This window comes from Bacillus sp. FSL W8-0183 (assembly GCF_038006825.1).
GTDB lineage: Bacteria > Bacillota > Bacilli > Bacillales > Bacillaceae > Bacillus > Bacillus altitudinis.
This window is the reverse complement of sequence record NZ_JBBOVY010000001.1, coordinates 3285592-3302217: the sequence shown is the minus strand read 5'-3', so window position 1 is coordinate 3302217 and position 16626 is coordinate 3285592. Positions and strand designations below refer to the sequence as shown.

General features: G+C 43.7%; 16 protein-coding genes. 15 read left to right on the top strand and 1 reads right to left on the bottom strand.

Annotation, left to right across the window (positions count from 1 at the left end):
* The first annotated feature begins 223 nt into the window (after positions 1-223).
* The 13 genes from NSQ64_RS17530 (at position 224) to NSQ64_RS17470 (ending at position 13924) form a co-directional block, all read left to right on the top strand.
* On the top strand, positions 224-955 hold the full coding sequence (locus NSQ64_RS17530; protein WP_024719858.1) for a YveK family protein: 732 nt from the start codon (positions 224-226) through the stop codon (positions 953-955).
* Positions 945-1628, top strand: a complete 684-nt coding sequence (locus tag NSQ64_RS17525; protein WP_008347761.1) for a CpsD/CapB family tyrosine-protein kinase — start codon at positions 945-947, stop codon at positions 1626-1628. Before NSQ64_RS17530 ends, NSQ64_RS17525 begins: the two co-directional genes overlap by 11 nt.
* Before the next feature lie 165 nt (positions 1629-1793).
* Positions 1794-3668, top strand: a complete 1875-nt coding sequence (locus NSQ64_RS17520) for a polysaccharide biosynthesis protein (RefSeq protein WP_341017551.1) — start codon at positions 1794-1796, stop codon at positions 3666-3668.
* Positions 3634-4773 carry a glycosyltransferase family 4 protein gene (locus tag NSQ64_RS17515; RefSeq protein ID WP_341017548.1) on the top strand — a complete coding sequence of 380 codons (1140 nt, stop codon included), beginning with the start codon at positions 3634-3636 and terminating at the stop codon, positions 4771-4773. Before NSQ64_RS17520 ends, NSQ64_RS17515 begins: the two co-directional genes overlap by 35 nt.
* 2 nt (positions 4774-4775) lie before the next feature.
* On the top strand, positions 4776-5615 hold the full coding sequence (locus NSQ64_RS17510) for a glycosyltransferase family 2 protein (RefSeq protein WP_326377674.1): 840 nt from the start codon (positions 4776-4778) through the stop codon (positions 5613-5615).
* Complete coding sequence (locus tag NSQ64_RS17505; RefSeq protein ID WP_341017543.1) at positions 5608-6738, top strand: glycosyltransferase family 1 protein; 1131 nt, start codon at positions 5608-5610, stop codon at positions 6736-6738. The genes NSQ64_RS17510 and NSQ64_RS17505 overlap by 8 nt, the downstream gene beginning before the upstream one ends.
* Positions 6739-6752: 14 nt before the next feature.
* A complete protein-coding gene (locus NSQ64_RS17500; protein ID WP_024719852.1) occupies positions 6753-7856 on the top strand; it encodes an EpsG family protein in 1104 nt (367 codons plus the stop codon).
* A 27-nt stretch (positions 7857-7883) separates the two neighbouring features.
* Positions 7884-8912 (top strand): glycosyltransferase family 2 protein, encoded by a 1029-nt coding sequence (locus NSQ64_RS17495; protein ID WP_045034024.1) that lies wholly within the window; start codon positions 7884-7886, stop codon positions 8910-8912.
* Positions 8912-9940 (top strand): polysaccharide pyruvyl transferase family protein, encoded by a 1029-nt coding sequence (locus NSQ64_RS17490; protein ID WP_341017537.1) that lies wholly within the window; start codon positions 8912-8914, stop codon positions 9938-9940. The genes NSQ64_RS17495 and NSQ64_RS17490 overlap by 1 nt, the downstream gene beginning before the upstream one ends.
* A gap of 28 nt (positions 9941-9968) precedes the next feature.
* Entirely contained in the window at positions 9969-11498 is a 1530-nt protein-coding gene (locus tag NSQ64_RS17485; protein ID WP_341017535.1) for an MATE family efflux transporter, read from the top strand.
* 20 nt (positions 11499-11518) lie between these two features.
* The gene (locus NSQ64_RS17480; protein WP_017359198.1) at positions 11519-12112 is read left to right on the top strand and encodes a sugar transferase; all 594 of its coding nucleotides are present in this window, start codon (positions 11519-11521) and stop codon (positions 12110-12112) included.
* Positions 12075-12764 (top strand): acetyltransferase, encoded by a 690-nt coding sequence (locus NSQ64_RS17475; RefSeq protein WP_341017532.1) that lies wholly within the window; start codon positions 12075-12077, stop codon positions 12762-12764. Before NSQ64_RS17480 ends, NSQ64_RS17475 begins: the two co-directional genes overlap by 38 nt.
* Positions 12761-13924, top strand: coding sequence for a DegT/DnrJ/EryC1/StrS family aminotransferase (locus NSQ64_RS17470; protein WP_341017529.1), 1164 nt, complete (start codon positions 12761-12763; stop codon positions 13922-13924). Before NSQ64_RS17475 ends, NSQ64_RS17470 begins: the two co-directional genes overlap by 4 nt.
* Positions 13925-14113: 189 nt before the next feature.
* On the opposite strand, the gene yvfG is transcribed toward NSQ64_RS17470, so the two are convergent.
* A complete protein-coding gene (yvfG, locus tag NSQ64_RS17465) occupies positions 14114-14329 on the bottom strand; it encodes a protein YvfG (RefSeq protein ID WP_017359206.1) in 216 nt (71 codons plus the stop codon).
* A 70-nt stretch (positions 14330-14399) separates the two neighbouring features.
* Here yvfG and rpoN point away from each other — a divergent pair, with 70 nt between their 5' ends.
* Together rpoN and NSQ64_RS17455 are read left to right on the top strand one after the other, a co-directional pair.
* Positions 14400-15698, top strand: coding sequence for an RNA polymerase factor sigma-54 (gene rpoN / locus NSQ64_RS17460; RefSeq protein ID WP_138279020.1), 1299 nt, complete (start codon positions 14400-14402; stop codon positions 15696-15698).
* Positions 15699-15871: 173 nt separating this feature from the next.
* Entirely contained in the window at positions 15872-16609 is a 738-nt protein-coding gene (locus NSQ64_RS17455; protein WP_341017525.1) for a FadR/GntR family transcriptional regulator, read from the top strand.
* Positions 16610-16626 lie beyond the last annotated feature (17 nt).

Sequence of the window (16626 nt, the reverse complement as noted above, 5' to 3'; positions counted from 1 at the left end):
TTCTGCGACCTTTTCGTTCATTATAAGAAATAAATTGTTCTTTATAAAATTCAAAAACGTAAGAAACAGGAAGTAAACAAAAGAAAACGAACGATTTCGTTCTTTAAAAAGAACTATAAGACCTATTATGACATTTTTCTTTGCGGGTATTATCTTTTATAATCCAATCATTAACAAAAGGAAACCATATATAACCTTTTTATGATGAAATCGGGAGGTATCTATGAATGAGAATATAGGTTTTAAGCAGCTGTTTTCTGTCATAAAAGAGAAAATGGCCCTTCTGATCCTGATTGTCCTGATCGTAACGGGCATTTCAGCCTACTATCAGTTCTATGTCTCGACTCCTGTATATCAGGCAACCACTCAAATTCTTGTTCATAAACGAAGCAGTGATGCACAAGCGAATTTAAACGATATTCAGATGAACCTTCAATATACACGTACCTTTCAAGTCCTATTAAAAAGTCCAATCGTTATTGAAAAAGTAAAAGAAACACTCAATCTTACAGAATCGGCGGAAGGATTAAAACACAAAATTGCCACAAGTACAGAAAATGAGTCAGAGGTCATAAATATTTCTGTACAAGATGAGGACCGAGCGAAGGCAGTAGCCATTGCGAATACAGCCACAGAGGTGCTGCAAGAAGAAATCAAAAAAACCATGAATATGGATCGCATTAATGTTTTGTCTGAAGCCAAGCTGTCCAACACGATACTGATGAACTCACGTAAATTCGTTCACATCGTTCTGGCACTAGGCGCCTCTGTATTAGGGGGAATGACACTCATTTTCTTAATGAATTTACTCGATGATACGGTGAAACGAACACATCAAATAAGAGAAGAGATCGGATTGCCGTCGCTCGGCAGTGTCTATCAGATGCAGGCAGACAGGAGGGCAAAAAAAGACAAGCAGTCCGTCATAACGGGAGGACAGAACATTGATTTTTAAGAGGAAAAAACGAGAAAAAAGAGATTTATCCTGTATTTCTGTATTAAATCCTCACTCTGTCATTGCGGAACAATTCCGAACGATCCGAACGAACATCGAATTCACGTCGATTCAAACGAGGCTGAAGTCGATATTGGTCACATCCTCCTTGCCGAAGGAAGGAAAATCATTTACGGCTGCAAACTTGGCAGCTGTTTTTGCACAGCAGAAAAAACGGGTTTTGCTCATGGATGCTGATTTACGTAAACCAGCCATTCATGAATATTTTGATCTGAGTCCGCACACCGGATTGACCAATGTGCTATTAAATAATTGCAGTTTGGAAGAAGCCATTTTGCCTACACCGATTGAGCATTTAGAGCTGCTTCCGAGTGGGACCATTCCACCGAATCCCGCTGAGCTGCTTTCCTCCTCTGTGATGAAGCAGCTATTTTACGAGATTGAGCAGCAGTATGACATGGTGATTGTTGATTCCACACCGCTTCTGCCTGTAGCCGATGCCAAAATATTAGCAAACCGGACGGATGGAAGCATTCTTGTGGTTTTAAGCGGTAAAACGAAGATTGCCGCTGTGAAGAAATCAAAAGAAGTATTAGAGGGTACGACAGGGAAACTGCTTGGGGCGATGCTAAATGGCAAGAAAGTGAAAAAGGGAAGGCACTATATGTATTAAAGAGATTGATAGGTGATGTCTCCTAATCTTTAACAACGGAGGCACTCGATCCTGCTGTGGGCATGACATATGCCTTAGATGCTCGTCATCGGTAGTGGGATGTGAGGACGGGTTTGATGCCCATTTTACGTAAGAATAGTGATGTTTTAAAAAGGGGGAGGAGCGTTGACTTACGCCCAAAGATTATCAATCATCGTGGCACTAGACTCATATCTCATTTTAGTTGCCGTCTTTTTTGGCTTTCAATTTGTCCAAGAGGCAGCGTTAACCGTATATACATTTGAAATGCTCGTCATTTCTTCGCTCAGTCTACTGATCGGGCACCATTTGTTTTCGTATATTTTTCACGTGTACAAGCAAGTATGGGCTTATACAGGGGTTAGAGAGCTATTTTCTTTAATGAAGACTTTTGCGTGTTCATTTTTATTTTCCATGACGATGCTGTACATTTTTGTGCAGACATGGCCATTTCGCTTTTTATTTATTGTCTGGCTTTTCCATGTGTTATTCATCGGTGCATCACGAATGGCATCCAGGCTGTTTCATGATGGTGCCAAGCGGTTTCAAGTTGAAAAGGAGCGGGCACTAATCATTGGCGCTGGATCAGCCGGGACCATTATCGTTCGTCAGCTTCAGCAGTCGAGTGATGTACATATTGAGCCGGTCGCTTTCATTGATGATGACAAAACAAAGCATAAGCTTGAAATTATGGGGCTGCCTGTTCTTGGGGGAAAAGAACATATTCAAACGGCTGTTGCGATGATGGATATTCAAAAAATCATTATCGCTATTCCATCCAAAAGCAGTCACACATTAAAAGGACTATATAAGGAATGTGTAGCGACTGGAATCAAAACACAGATTATGCCGGAAATGGAACAGATTTTAAAAGGAACCCATGCGCTGAATCAATTGCGGGATGTACAGCCAGAGGATTTGCTTGGAAGAGAGCCGATTCAATTAGATACAAGCCGTCTATCCGTTCACCTAAAAGGAAAAACGATTATGGTGACAGGAGCTGGCGGGTCTATCGGGTCAGAAATCTGTCGTCAAATTTGTGTATTTTCCCCTCGGGCGATTGTGCTTGTGGGACATGGAGAATTTAGCATTCATTCTATTTTACTAGAGCTGAAAGAATTGTATGGAGACAGCATTAGTCTATATCCACAAATTGCGGATATTCAAGATAAACAAAAAATGAGTGAAATCGTTGGTCATTTTCAGCCGGATATGATTTATCATGCCGCTGCGCATAAACATGTCCCGCTCATGGAAATCAGCCCGAAAGAAGCGGTGAAAAACAATATTATCGGGACAAAAAATGTGGCAGAAGCTGCACATGAGCACGGAGTTGAAACATTTGTCCTCATCTCATCTGACAAAGCGGTCAACCCTGCCAATGTGATGGGAGCGACAAAGCGGTTTGCTGAAATGGTGATTATGCAAATGGGGGCAAGCAGTGAAACGAAATTTGTCGCCGTCCGGTTTGGGAATGTACTCGGAAGCAGGGGGAGCGTTATTCCGATCTTTAAAAAACAAATTGAAAGAGGCGGGCCAGTGACCGTCACGCACCCAGCCATGACAAGATATTTTATGACGATACCAGAAGCATCAAGGCTTGTTATTCAAGCTGGTGCACTAGCAGAAGGAAGGCAGATTTTTGTTTTAGATATGGGGGAGCCAGTCAAAATTGTCGACCTCGCAGAAAACCTCATTCACCTCTCAGGCTACACCACAGATCAGATTCCAATCACATTTACGGGGATTCGTCCCGGAGAGAAAATGTACGAGGAGCTACTCAACCAGCATGAAAAAGCACAGGAGCAAATTTTCCCGAAAATCCATATCGGCCATGCCTTGGATGGAGATCCGTATGTGCTGAACCGCTTTATTCACGAATTTAACATGATGAGTGACGATCAATTAAGACAGGCCTTGTTTGCCGCCATTGAGTCGCATGATGTATTGCCTGAACCGATGCAACGAGAGGAGGAGCCACTTGCTAATGAAGAAAAAAGTCTTGTTTTGCGCAACGGTTGATTATCATTTTAAGGCATTCCATCTCCCGTATTTCAGATGGTTTCAGGAACAAGGATGGGAAGTGCATACAGCGGCAAATGGCCAGCTGGAACTGCCATATGTGGATCAAGCGCATTCCATTCCGATTCAGCGTTCCCCTTTTCATTTGCACAACCGGCTTGCTTATGTGGAGCTGAAAAAGCTGTTAGAAAAAGAGCATTATCAGTTCATCCATTGTCACACACCGATGGGGAGTGTCATTGGCAGGCTAGCGGCCAAAGGGACGCGCAAAAAAGGGACGAAAGTTTTTTACACAGCGCATGGGTTTCACTTTTGGAAGGGGGCACCGCTTCAAAATTGGCTGCTTTATTATCCAGTTGAGAGGTGGCTCGTTCAATATACGGATGCACTCATCACCATTAATGGAGAAGACTATGAAAGAGCCGATCGTCTGTCAAAAGAGAAGGCGGCTGTGCATTATGTTCCCGGTATGGGTGTCGATATGAAGCGATTTGCACCAGTTGATGACAAAGAAAAAGACCGCCTTCGTAAAGCATATGGTTTTACCACGCAAGATTTTATCGTGCTGTGTGCTGGTGAATTAAATGACAATAAAAATCAAGGAATGCTCATCAAAGCTTGCGCGCAGGTGTATCGGAATATACCATATGTGAAAATTGTATTTGCTGGAGAAGGGACAAGTCGGTCGTCCTATGAAAAGTTGGTCTGTCAGCTGAATCTTGAGGAACATGTACAGTTTGCGGGATTTTGCAAACACATCGAAGATTGGATGCATCTGAGCGATGTCTGTGTATCAACCAGCTTGAGAGAAGGACTTGGGATGAATCTTCTTGAAGCGATGTCTGCTGAAAAGCCGGTGATTGCAACAGAAAATAGAGGGCATTGTGAGCTTGTCAAACATGGAGTGAACGGCTTTTTAGTCAAACCGCATGATGTGAATGGTTTAGCCGTTTATTTACAGCAGCTCTATCATAAAAAGGACCAGCTTCACCTAATGGGGAAAGCGGGACGTTCTATGGCTCACGCATTTGCACAGGAGCAGACGGTAAGTGCAATGGAGGAAATTTACACAACGTATATGGACCAAAAAGAGAAGGTGATGTGAGCATGCGTCAGCCGAAAGTATCGATTATCATGGGTGTTTACAATTGCCAAGAGACAGTAGAAGAAAGCATTGAATCGATTCTTCGTCAAACCTATGAAAACTGGGAGCTCATCATATGTGATGATGCATCAACAGATGGCACCTATGAAAAAGTGCTGCACTATACCATGCGTGATCCAGATAGAATTCGCCTCATTCAAAACGAACACAATCAAAGACTTGCCGCCAGTTTAAATCGTTGTCTCACTGAAGCGAATGGAGAACTGATTGCAAGACAGGATGGCGACGATATATCAGTGTCTACACGATTAGAAAAACAGGTTCATTTCCTCGAAGCACATCCAGAATATGATGTGGTTGGGACGGCGATGACGGTGTTTGATGAGTCAGGGGCGAAGGGCGTTCGAGCACTTGTCTCAGAGCCTGATCGAAGGGTGCTAGCAAGAGGAACGCCTTTTTGTCATGGGACGATTATGATGAGAGCGTCTGCCTACAAGGCTTTAAATGGCTATCGTTCTGTAAAAACAACTAGACGGATGGAAGATATCGATCTTTGGATTCGTTTTTTTGCTACGGGGAGAAAAGGCTTTAATCTGCAAGAGCCCTTATACCTTGTAAGGGAGGATGAAGCGGCCTTTCAGCGCCGGAAATTCCGATATTCAATGGACAATGCCTGGCTTGTGTTAAAAGCATGCAAGCAATTAAAATTGTCGCCGTTTGATTATCTCTTTGCGCTTAAGCCTGTCATCCGTGCCTGTATGTCACCAAAGATCATGAGGTTTTATCATCAGCGGAAACTTGGAGGATCTATGGTGAAAAGGAGGACGATTCGGGATGAGTGAGCCAAAGCGTGTACTTCATGTTGTGGGCGGAATGAACAGAGGCGGAGCAGAAACGATGATCATGAATATCTATCGTGCAATCGACCGGAATGTTCTTCAATTTGATTTCATTACCCACCGGGAGGATGTCTGTGATTACGATGAGGAAATTCGTCAGCTTGGCGGGCGGATTTTTTATGTCCCAAGTATTGGAGCGTCCTCTCCATGGACGTTTGTCAAAACGTTGACGAAGACGATTAAGCAAACGGGACCTTATCAGGCGGTGCATGCACATACAGATTTTCAAACGGGCTTTTCTGCCCTTGCTGCGAAACTGGCAGGTGTGAAGATACGCATTTGCCATTCACATAATACGGCTTGGAAACAGTCTCCTAGCCGGGTTGATCATTTGTTGCTCAAAGGATTTCGTCAATTGATCTTTGCCTTTTCTACGCAGCTCGTTGCATGCGGTGAAGATGCCGGTGCCTTTTTATTTGGACAAAAAAGAATGCACGATGGACGAGTGAACATTTTACCAAATGGGATTGATTTGGACCTTTTTTTTCAGTTGGAGCCAGAAGCGAAGGTGAAGATGAAAAAAGACCTCCATCTTCACGAGAGAAAACTGATCATTGGACATATTGGCCGATTTCATGAGCAGAAAAACCATGTTTTTTTCATCGAATTAGCGCAGACACTGAAAAAACAAGGGGTCTCCTTTCAGCTAGTTCTCATCGGAGATGGGCCGCTACGGCCAGTGGTTGAATCGTATGCAGTGAAAGCAGGATTAATGGAAGACATTGTGTTTACGGGCGTTGTCTCAGAGGTTCCGCAGTATATGGAAGCATTTGATGTGTTTGTGATGCCGTCTTTGTTTGAAGGTCTTCCTCTCGTATTAGTGGAAGCGCAAGCATCTGGACTCCCATGTGTGATTTCAGATCATATCACAAAGGAAGTCGATTTAGGTTGTGGGCTTGTGAAACGGAAATCCTTGCAAGATTCAGCACATGAGTGGATGAAAGCCATACTAGAAGCCTACCATGCAGATCCTCCTCTTCAGGAGACGATTATTTCTCAGCTTGGCCTTAGAGGATTTGATGTAAAACAGAACATCACCCGTGTGATGAATGTGTATGGATTGTAAGGAAGGATTGGCAGATGGCGGTTTATTTGGTGAACATGATCATGGTCTATTTATGGTCGAGCTTTGCTGCATTTTATGGCAGACGTGATGATACCATACAAAGCGGCTGGCGGCCGAACAAGCTTCTGGTGTTTTTTCCATTTTTATTTCTTTGTATTGTGGCGGGCATACGCTACAAAGTAGGAACTGATTTTGTAACCTATGGACAAATGTATGAGTTCTCCGTCAACTATGACAAGCCTTGGCATATTTTCGGATTCGGTGTAGACAAGGCCGCCACTGATCCGGGCTTTACATTGATCTTATGGATGCTCAATCAACTGTCACATGAGCCGCAAATCATGTATATCACAGTTGGGATCATCACCTATTTTTTTATTATCAAAACACTTGTGCGATATGGACGGCCATTTGAGCTTAGTATGCTGCTATTTCTCGGTACATTTCATTATTACGCTTCGTTTAATGGCATGCGGCAGTATATGGTGGCAGCGATTCTTTTTTATGCCATCCAGTTTGTCATCAAAGGTCAGTGGAAATGGTATTTTCCGCTCGTACTTGTATGCGCGCTATTTCATTCCTCGGCACTCATTATGATTCCAGTCTATTTCATCGTCAGAACAAAGGCGTGGTCTTGGATGATGCTTGTGTTATGTATGATTTTTCTAGGCTTAACTGCTCTGTATGACCGCTTTGTCTCCGTGTTTGTGGTGATGCTGCAAGGGAGTTCTTATGGTCATTACGAGGAGTGGCTGACAACGAATACGAATGGAATGAATGTGACGAAAATTGGTGTCTTGATTTTGCCGTTATTGCTTGCGTTCTTTTGTCGAAAACGACTTCGTGAGCTGACCCCAGAGAGTGATTATATTGTGAATTTTTGCTTGCTTGGATTTTTGTTTGGCATCCTTGCAACGAAGGATGTCATTTATGCAAGATTTCATATTTACTTTGGTCTGTATCAGCTCATTTTACTACCTTATTTCACACGGATTTTTGATCAGCGAACCAATTTCTTTATGTATATCGGAATTGCGGTTTGCTATATTTTGTACAGCATTATGCTGATGCCGTTTGATTCTTCTGTTTTACCGTACCGAACGATTTTTACAAAGTAGATTTGAAGAAAGGTGGGGCTTGCTGTCATGCCAGCTATCAGTCTATTGGTCGCAGTCTATAACACTAGTCAATATGTGGAGCAGTGTCTTCAATCGATTGCAGACCAAAGCTTTTCAGATATAGAGGTCATCCTCATTAACGATGGATCTACCGATCACAGTGGAGACATCCTTGAAGCGTTTGCTGCGCGTGATGAGCGATTTCGGGTGATTCACCAAACCAATCAAGGGCTGGGAGCGGTGAGGAACAGGGGCATAGAAGAAGCAACAGGAACGTATCTTGCCTTTGTTGATTCAGACGATGTTCTCGCTCCTCAATACTGTGAGGCTTTATATCAAAAAGCCGAAAACACCGGTGCTGATCTTGTTGTCAGTGAATATTGGATTCAATTTGAACAGTCAAAACGGATCATACCGACGACGCTGTTAGCTCAACAGGAAGCCGATAAGACAAGTTTAATAGAATCGTTATTACATGGTGAGATCACGGGATTCTCATGGAATAAGCTGTATCGGCGGGCGTTTATCGAAAAGCATCATATCCGTTTTCCGTTGAGAGGTGAGCTTGAGAATATTGAAGATCAATATGTCACGCTGCGCTGTTTTTCTTTATCACGTGTCATTGCCTTTGTTCATGAGCCGCTTTATTATTACCGGGTTCATTTGTCATCCATTGTCCAGCGATATCAAAAGCAGTATTTTCAGCATGGACTGGCGTTTTATGACGCGCAGCGTTTGTTTTTAAAAGAGCATGATGAGCTGACACCATATGAGAAAGCTTTTTATTTTTTTATCGTGAATCATACGCTGCATTGTATGCTCAATGAATGGAAGAGCCAAAATTCCCTTTCCTTTCAAAAAAAGCTTGGTCATATGCGTGAAATGGTGACACATGAAGCTTTTCAGAAGGCTGTGAAACAAGTGGAACCATCGAAGCTGACTGTGCGAAAGCGAATGATCTTATTCCTTGCTAGGATGCAGTGGGTGTATCCGCTCTCTGCCGCAGCTTCAAGCTATCAAAAATGGATTGAATATCAAACGAGAAAATCGGGGTGATGAGTGTGACATTGCAGCAATTAAAAGCACATGCCGCAGAGTGGCTGCTCTTAAAGGTCAAGTATCCACTTCAATATAGGTTGAGCCGCCAAAGACTGCCAGAGCTGCGTCATCAGAAGAAAATCATTCTCACGCTGCTACCGGCACATGACAACTTAGGTGATCATGCGATTGCCTATGCCAGCTGCTGTTTTCTACAAAAGCACTTTCCAGACTATCAAATCATAGAAGTAGACATGCAGGAGATGTATCGTCTAGCACGTCCGCTGAAGCACGCGCGGCACCCAGAGGACATTGTCTGTATCATCGGCGGGGGCAACATGGGCGATTTATATCGATATGAAGAATGGACAAGACAATTTATCATGAACGCCTTTAAGTCCTATCCTGTTATTCAGCTGCCCGCTACTGCTCATTTTACAGAAACAAAGAGAGGGAAAAGAGAAGAACGCCGCGCTATTCAAGCATATCAGCAACACCCGAGGCTTCTCTTGATGGCAAGAGATCAAACCACCTATCAATGGATGAAGAAGCATTTTCCTAATAAAGAGGTGTGGAAACAGCCTGATATGGTTCTGACATTAGACGAAACATCAAAGAGTCAAACCCGTAAAGGAGTGCTGTTTTGTCTGCGTGAGGATAAGGAGGCGTATCTCACGAAAGAGAAACGAGAACAACTGCAGGAGCATATCAAAGAAACGTATGATCAAGTTGGTTTTATCACAACGACCATTGGTAAGCGAGTGAATCGAACGACTCGTTTAGAGGAATTATCCACGCTATGGACGCAGTTGAGACAGGCACAAGTCGTCGTGACAGATCGACTGCATGGCATGATCTTTTGTGCGATCACACATACACCGTGTGTTGTCATCAGGTCGTTTGATCATAAAGTCATGGAAGGATATGAATGGGTAGAGCACTTGCCGTTTATGACCCTTTTGAAGGAACCAACGGAGGAAGCGGTGAAAAAGGCCATTCATCAGCATATGAAAACAAGCGGACAAAAGGGAGAGGAAGTTGGATGAAGGCCCTTAAACACTGCGTGAAATCACCATGAACCGTGCGTTTCTTTACAATGTCAGTGCAAATGTGATGACGTTTTTCTTGATGATGCTGATGTCTGTTTGTTTAACGCCTTACATTGTTCATACACTTGGAGTGGAAGCGTTTGGTCTGATTCATCTGACTCAAAATATGATCAATTATTTATCGGTCATTACGGCTTCATTAAGTGCTGTGGTGGTGCGTTTTTTTTCTGTTGCGGCTCATAAAGGAGAGATGGAACAAGCGCAGCGCTATCTCGCTTCCTATTTTGTCAGTTCTCTTTTTTTATCCATCTGTCTTTTTTTACTTTGTCTATTCATGTCTCAGCAGCTGGTTGACTGGCTTCATGTGCCTGCTCATCTTGCAAAAGATACACAGATCGCCTTTGTGTTAGGGGGTCTTTTATTTATGCTCAATTTCGTCATGTCTGGTATTGGGGCGGCACCGTTTTATGCGAACAAATTATATGTGTCGAGTGTTGGACAGGCCATTCAGATGTTTGGCAGGGCGCTTGTGATTGTACTGTTATTTACTGTGACGACACCAGCCATTTGGCATATTCCGCTTGCAGCCGTTATGGGGAGTTTCGCCGCTTTGGGAATGGGTCTCTATTATTTTAAGAAACTCATTCCTTGGTTTTCGTTTAAGTGGCGGTACGTTTCTTTATCTTCAAGTCTCACGCTGGTTCGATCAGGGGTGTGGCATTCATTTGAGCAAATGGGCATTTTGTTGTTTTTACAAATCGATTTATTGATGACCAACTTACTGATTGGGGCAGAAGCGACTGGACAGTATGCCGCCATTTTACAATTTCCATTATTATTGCGCACCCTTGCAGGGACACTTGCGGTTGTGTTTGCGCCAACGATCACAAAATTATATTCAAATCAAGACGAGCAGGGGCTCATTCAATACGCCGCCAATGCCATGAAATGGAGTGGTTTATTTGTGGCATTCCCCGCGGCTCTGTTAGGAGGTCTTGCCGGTCCGCTCATGCTGTTATGGCTTGGACCAGCCTTTGAGGAACTGAAATGGCTGCTGATAATTCATGCGGCTTATTTGTGTTTCACGTTGATGTTTTTACCGCTGACCTATGTACCGACTGCCTTTAACCGATTTAAAGTGCCGGCGGTTGTGACACTCATATTAGGCGGTTCCAATGTCCTGTTAGCCTATGGACTGACTCACCTACTTCAGCTTGGGTTATATGGCATTGCATCAGCAGGGGCCGTTGTTTTATTGATGAAAAATATCGTCTTTCTCCCATTGTATACAGCCAAGATCACGAAACAGAAAAGCACCATCTTTTACAAACATACAGTCGTTCCGCTGTTTGGGGCTCTGTTCATATGGGGGATCTGTGCCGGTATTCAGGCTGTGTATGATGTGACGAGATGGTGGGAGCTATTTTGTATTGGCGGAATATGTTTCGTTCTCTACTTAGGCTATTTGTATCAATTTGCAGGAACAAAACAAGAGCGGATACAGCTCATGCGTAAGGTGAAACAAGCTGCTATTGAACGATCTGTCTCTCGCTAGTGTGGAAAGGAGAAGCAATGATGAAAAGAATAATAGATGTGGTCGTGGCTTTGACCCTGCTCATCGCAGGCAGCCCCCTTTTCCTTCTCATCTATGGACTCATTCGGTGGAAAATCGGAGCGCCTGTGGTGTTTCGACAAGAACGGCCTGGTCTGTACGGACAGCCGTTTATGCTTTATAAATTTCGGACGATGACCGAGGAACGCGATGAACATGGCGTACTGCTTCCAGACCATCTTCGATTAACAAAAACCGGCGCCTTTATTCGTAAGCTCAGTCTTGATGAATTGCCGCAGCTTGTCAATGTACTCAAAGGGGAAATCAGTCTCGTTGGACCAAGACCGCTTTTAATGGAGTATTTACAAATGTACACAGAGGAGCAAGCGAAGCGTCATCTTGTGAAGCCTGGTATCACTGGATGGGCCCAGGTGAATGGGAGGAATACTCTCTCTTGGGAGGAGAAATTCACCTATGACCTCTGGTATGTAGAGCATCAATCGTTTTGGCTCGATATGAAAATCTTATGGATGACCTTGCTGAAAGTCATCAAAACAGAAGGGGTGCAGCAGCCAAATCATGCAACAGCTGAAAAATTCAAAGGAACCGATACGTAAAGAGCAGCCCATTGGCTTAATAGGGGCTGGCGGACACAGTAAGGTCATTCAGGAGTTGATTTTTTTGCATCCTGATTACTCATTGTGTGCTGTATTAGACGATCGATTTGAGGAGGCTGACACTCGAACCGGCATTCTGTATGGTCCGATTTCTATGAGTCAAAAGGTAAGAGATGAAATACCTGATATGCAATGGCTGATTGCCATTGGGCAAAACGAAATCAGACAGAGGATCAAAGAACGTCTCGCATTTGAAGAGAGGGCATTTGCCACACTGATTCATCCAGAGGCAGTTGTGAGCTCGTCAACGAAGGTTGGCCGAGGAACGGTTGTGATGGCAAGGGCTGTTGTGCAAGCAGATGCAGTAATTGGTGAGCATGCCATTATCAACACCGGTTCTATCGTGGAGCATGACTGCTTTCTCGAATCCTTTACGCACCTATCCCCGGGAGCCGTGCTCACCGGCTGTGTCTCTGTGCGAGAGGGTGCTCATATTGGAGCTGGGGCTGCTGTCATACCTGGCAGAACCATTGGAAGCTGGGCAGTGATCGGCGCAGGAGCGGCAGTGACCCGAGATATACATGATCAGAAAGTCGCCGTAGGCGTTCCTGCAATTGAGATCAAAGGTCGAAGAGAAGGTGGGAAATCATGAGAGACAGGAAACGAATCTACTTATCTCCTCCTCATATGAGTGGAAAAGAACAGAAGAAAATAGAGGAGGCATTTAAAAGCAATTGGATTGCACCATTAGGACCGCTTGTAAATGAATTTGAGCAAGTGGTCGCGGATTATGCAGGCGTGAAGAGTGGAGCAGCATTGTCTTCAGGAACAGCAGCCATTCACCTTGCCTTAAAACTCATTGGCGTTCAAAAGGGAGATATGGTCTTTTGTTCCACTCTCACATTTGTTGCCAGTGCAAATCCTATTTTATATGAACAAGCGACGCCTGTTTTTATTGATTCAGAAAAAGAGACATGGAATATGTGTCCGCTGGCGTTAGAGAAAGCCTTCGCTGAAACAAAACGACTTGGGAAAAGACCCCGTGCGGTTATTGTCGTTCATTTATACGGACAAAGTGCGAAAATGGATGAAATCATAGCGGTGTGTGAGGCATATGATGTGCCAATCATTGAAGATGCAGCTGAATCGTTAGGCAGTATATATAAAGGAAGAAAAAGCGGTTCAATGGGCAGGTTCGGTGTGTACTCTTTTAACGGAAATAAAATCATTACAACATCAGGAGGCGGAATGCTTGTCAGTGATGATGAAGCAACCATCGACCGCTGCCGATTTCTCGCGTCACAGGCAAGAGAACATGCCCTACACTATGAACATCAAGAGGAGGGATATAACTATCGGATGAGCAACCTACTCGCAGGTGTAGGAATTGCACAAATGGAAGTGTTAGAGGAGCGTGTTCAGCAAAAACGCCGCATTTTCGAGCGTTATCAAGATGCTTTAGCCGATATTGAAGGCCTTCAATTTATGCCAGAATATCAAGAAACCACATCAAACCGCTGGCTGACCACATTCACCATTGATCATCATGTACAGATGTCTCCAGTGGAGATGATAGATGCTTTAGAACAAAAGCAGATCGAAGCAAGGCGTGTATGGAAGCCACTGCATCAGCAGCCGCTCTTTCATGGTTGTCCTTTTTATACAACAGCCGATGAAGTCCCTGCATCTGAGTTGTTATTTGAGACAGGTCTTTGCCTGCCATCTGGTACAAGCATGACAGACGCGGAACAGGAGCTTGTCATTGATACACTTTACAACGCCCTGCAAAAGAAAGCATTATCCTCCACATAGGCTGCTCGTTCATCAGCAGCCTGCCTCTCTTTTTATCAATCCCTTATTTTATGGAATCATCATGACCTATGGCTTACTGTAGGGCGGTCCGGCTTTTTGATGATGTACAAATCGAAGCTGGATCAAAAGCTTTTCCTGCATGAAAAACACCCTTTGCAATCATGAGAAAGGGTGTTGTTTTTCGTCCATTTATTCGCTTTCTTTTTTCACCTTTTGGTACGCTTCATCGAGATGCTGAATTCGCTTCAAGACAACAGCATTTTTCGTCAATTGGTCCTGCACAAGTGTAGAAACCACCGACCGATAATAAGCGTTCATGGCATGAATCTTGTCTTCATGTTGATTCATGGCAATGTGCTGTTTTAAGTTATCAATAAAGTATGGAACGGAAAAAAGTTCAGACATGGAAATCACTCCTATTTCGTATATACGGTCCGTCAATCTTCATGTAAAATGATGAGAGGGAGGGGAGACAATGAGCCTTAAACTGCAACAAGAACTAGTATTAAAGCAGGTACTCACGCAAGAACTCAGGCAGGCGATTACGCTGCTGCAATTGAATTGTGCAGAGCTGGGTGAGTATCTTGATCAGTTAGCGCTTGAGAACCCTCTGATTGAGCGGAAAGACACGGACAGCTATCAACCAGTTTATCATAAAAGAACGCAAGATCGAATGACAGAGCCGTATCGTACGCATCAAAAAGAAAGCCTGCAAATGTATTTAAAGAGACAGGCCATTGATTTGAATTTAAGTGAAAAGAATCAAAGGATTTTTCAATTCATGATTGAGTCCATTGATTCCAATGGCTATTTAAATGAATCGGTTGACCAAATGGCCGCTGTTTTAAAGGCTTCGGCAGAAGAAGTAGAGGCCGTTCTTCATCAGCTTCAATCATTAGAGCCTGCCGGTATTGGCGCTAGATCATTGCAAGAATGCATCCTGCTCCAGCTTAGACGAAAAAAGGATCGCTGGTATGAAGCAGAGCTGATCATCGAAGGGCATTTCTTTCTTTTCGCAAGGAAGGCTTGGAAGGAAATCGCAGCTAAAACAGGTATGCCGTTGAAAACCCTGCAAGCCATACAAGATGAGGTGTCGCTTCTCGAACCAAGACCAGGCCTTCATTTCTCTTATGAAGACCAGGATGTGTATATAGAACCAGATGTGTTGATTACAGCTGCGGGAGGTCACATCACATTCGAGCTGAACCAGCGTGCTTTTCCGGATATTGAAATGAATGAAGGGTATTTCGCCATGATTCAAGATCAAAAGCGGCATGAAGCATATGCATATTTAAAGGAAAAGCATCAGCAGTACAATTGGCTTGTTCAAGCGCTGAAGCAGAGAAAACAAACGATGACAAATGTCGTTCGTGAGATTATCTTACAACAGACTGATTTTTTCCTGACAGGGAAGCATAAAATGAAACCGCTTACGATGAAGCGGGTTGCAGATATATTACAAGTGCATGAGTCGACAGTGAGTCGAACAGTCAAAGGGAAAATGGTGCAGACTCCTTATGGGTTAATGGAAATGAAACAGTTTTTCCAAGCGAAACTAGAAGGGCATTCGCTTGAAGAAGCATCCAGCTACACAGTGAAGACCCACATTGCAGAGCTGATTGAATCAGAAAATAAGAAAAAACCGTATTCGGATCAGCAAATCATGACGCAGCTTCAGCAAACCTTTGGTATCCGCGTCTCTCGCAGAACCATTGCCAAATATCGTGAACAAATGAACCTTCCGTCTTCCACGCTGCGGAAGCGATATGATTAAAAAGAAGCACATGCCAGAAACAATGGCACGTGCTTCTTTTTTGATGAGTGAAAGAGTGATAGAAGATTTCTTGAGAATTGAAAAAAGGGAAGACGTGTGATCTGAATTTTGGGGTAAAGTATAAGATAGGGCATGAGGCGATAGGGTAGACAACAGTGATGAGGTGAGACCAATTGAAATATAAACAAATCAAAACAAAAAAAATATATGAAGAAATTGCGGACGCATTAGTCGAATCCATTCGAACGGGGGAGCTTCTTCCGGGCGAAAAATTAGACTCGGTTCAAGCACTTTCTGAAAACTTTCAAGTCAGCCGTTCCGCTGTGAGAGAGGCGCTGTCCGCTCTGAAAGCGATCGGATTAATAGAGATGAAGCAAGGAGAAGGCACATATGTGAAGCAGTTCGATCCTGAGCAGCTCACATTTTGTTTATCTCCTGCTTTTTTGATGAAGCAGCAGGATATCGTGCAGCTTCTAGAAGTGAGATCAATCATTGAATCAGGTGCTGTCAAAAAGGCAGCATTGCTGCGGACAGACGAGGACCTCCATCGACTGCATGATGCACTTGAACAAATGAAGCGTGCAGAAGCGCATAAAGAAATTGGTGAAGAGGCAGACCTTACATTTCATCTTGCCATCGCTAAAGCCTCAAAGAATCATTTACTGGCGGCGTTAATGAATCAGGTCTCATCCTTATTAATTGAAACGATGCGGGAAACGAGAAAAATCGTGTTATTTTCAAGAAAAGCGTCCATACGTCAGCTTTACAAAGACCATGAACGTATTTATCAAGCTGTCATGGACAAGCAGCCAGAAGAAGCGGAGAGGGCGATGCTTACACATTTGGAAAAAGTAGAACAACTTCTTGGTGATGTGCTGCAAGAACAGGAAGGAAAGCCAGATATTCAATAAGCTGTGCCGAAAAACGG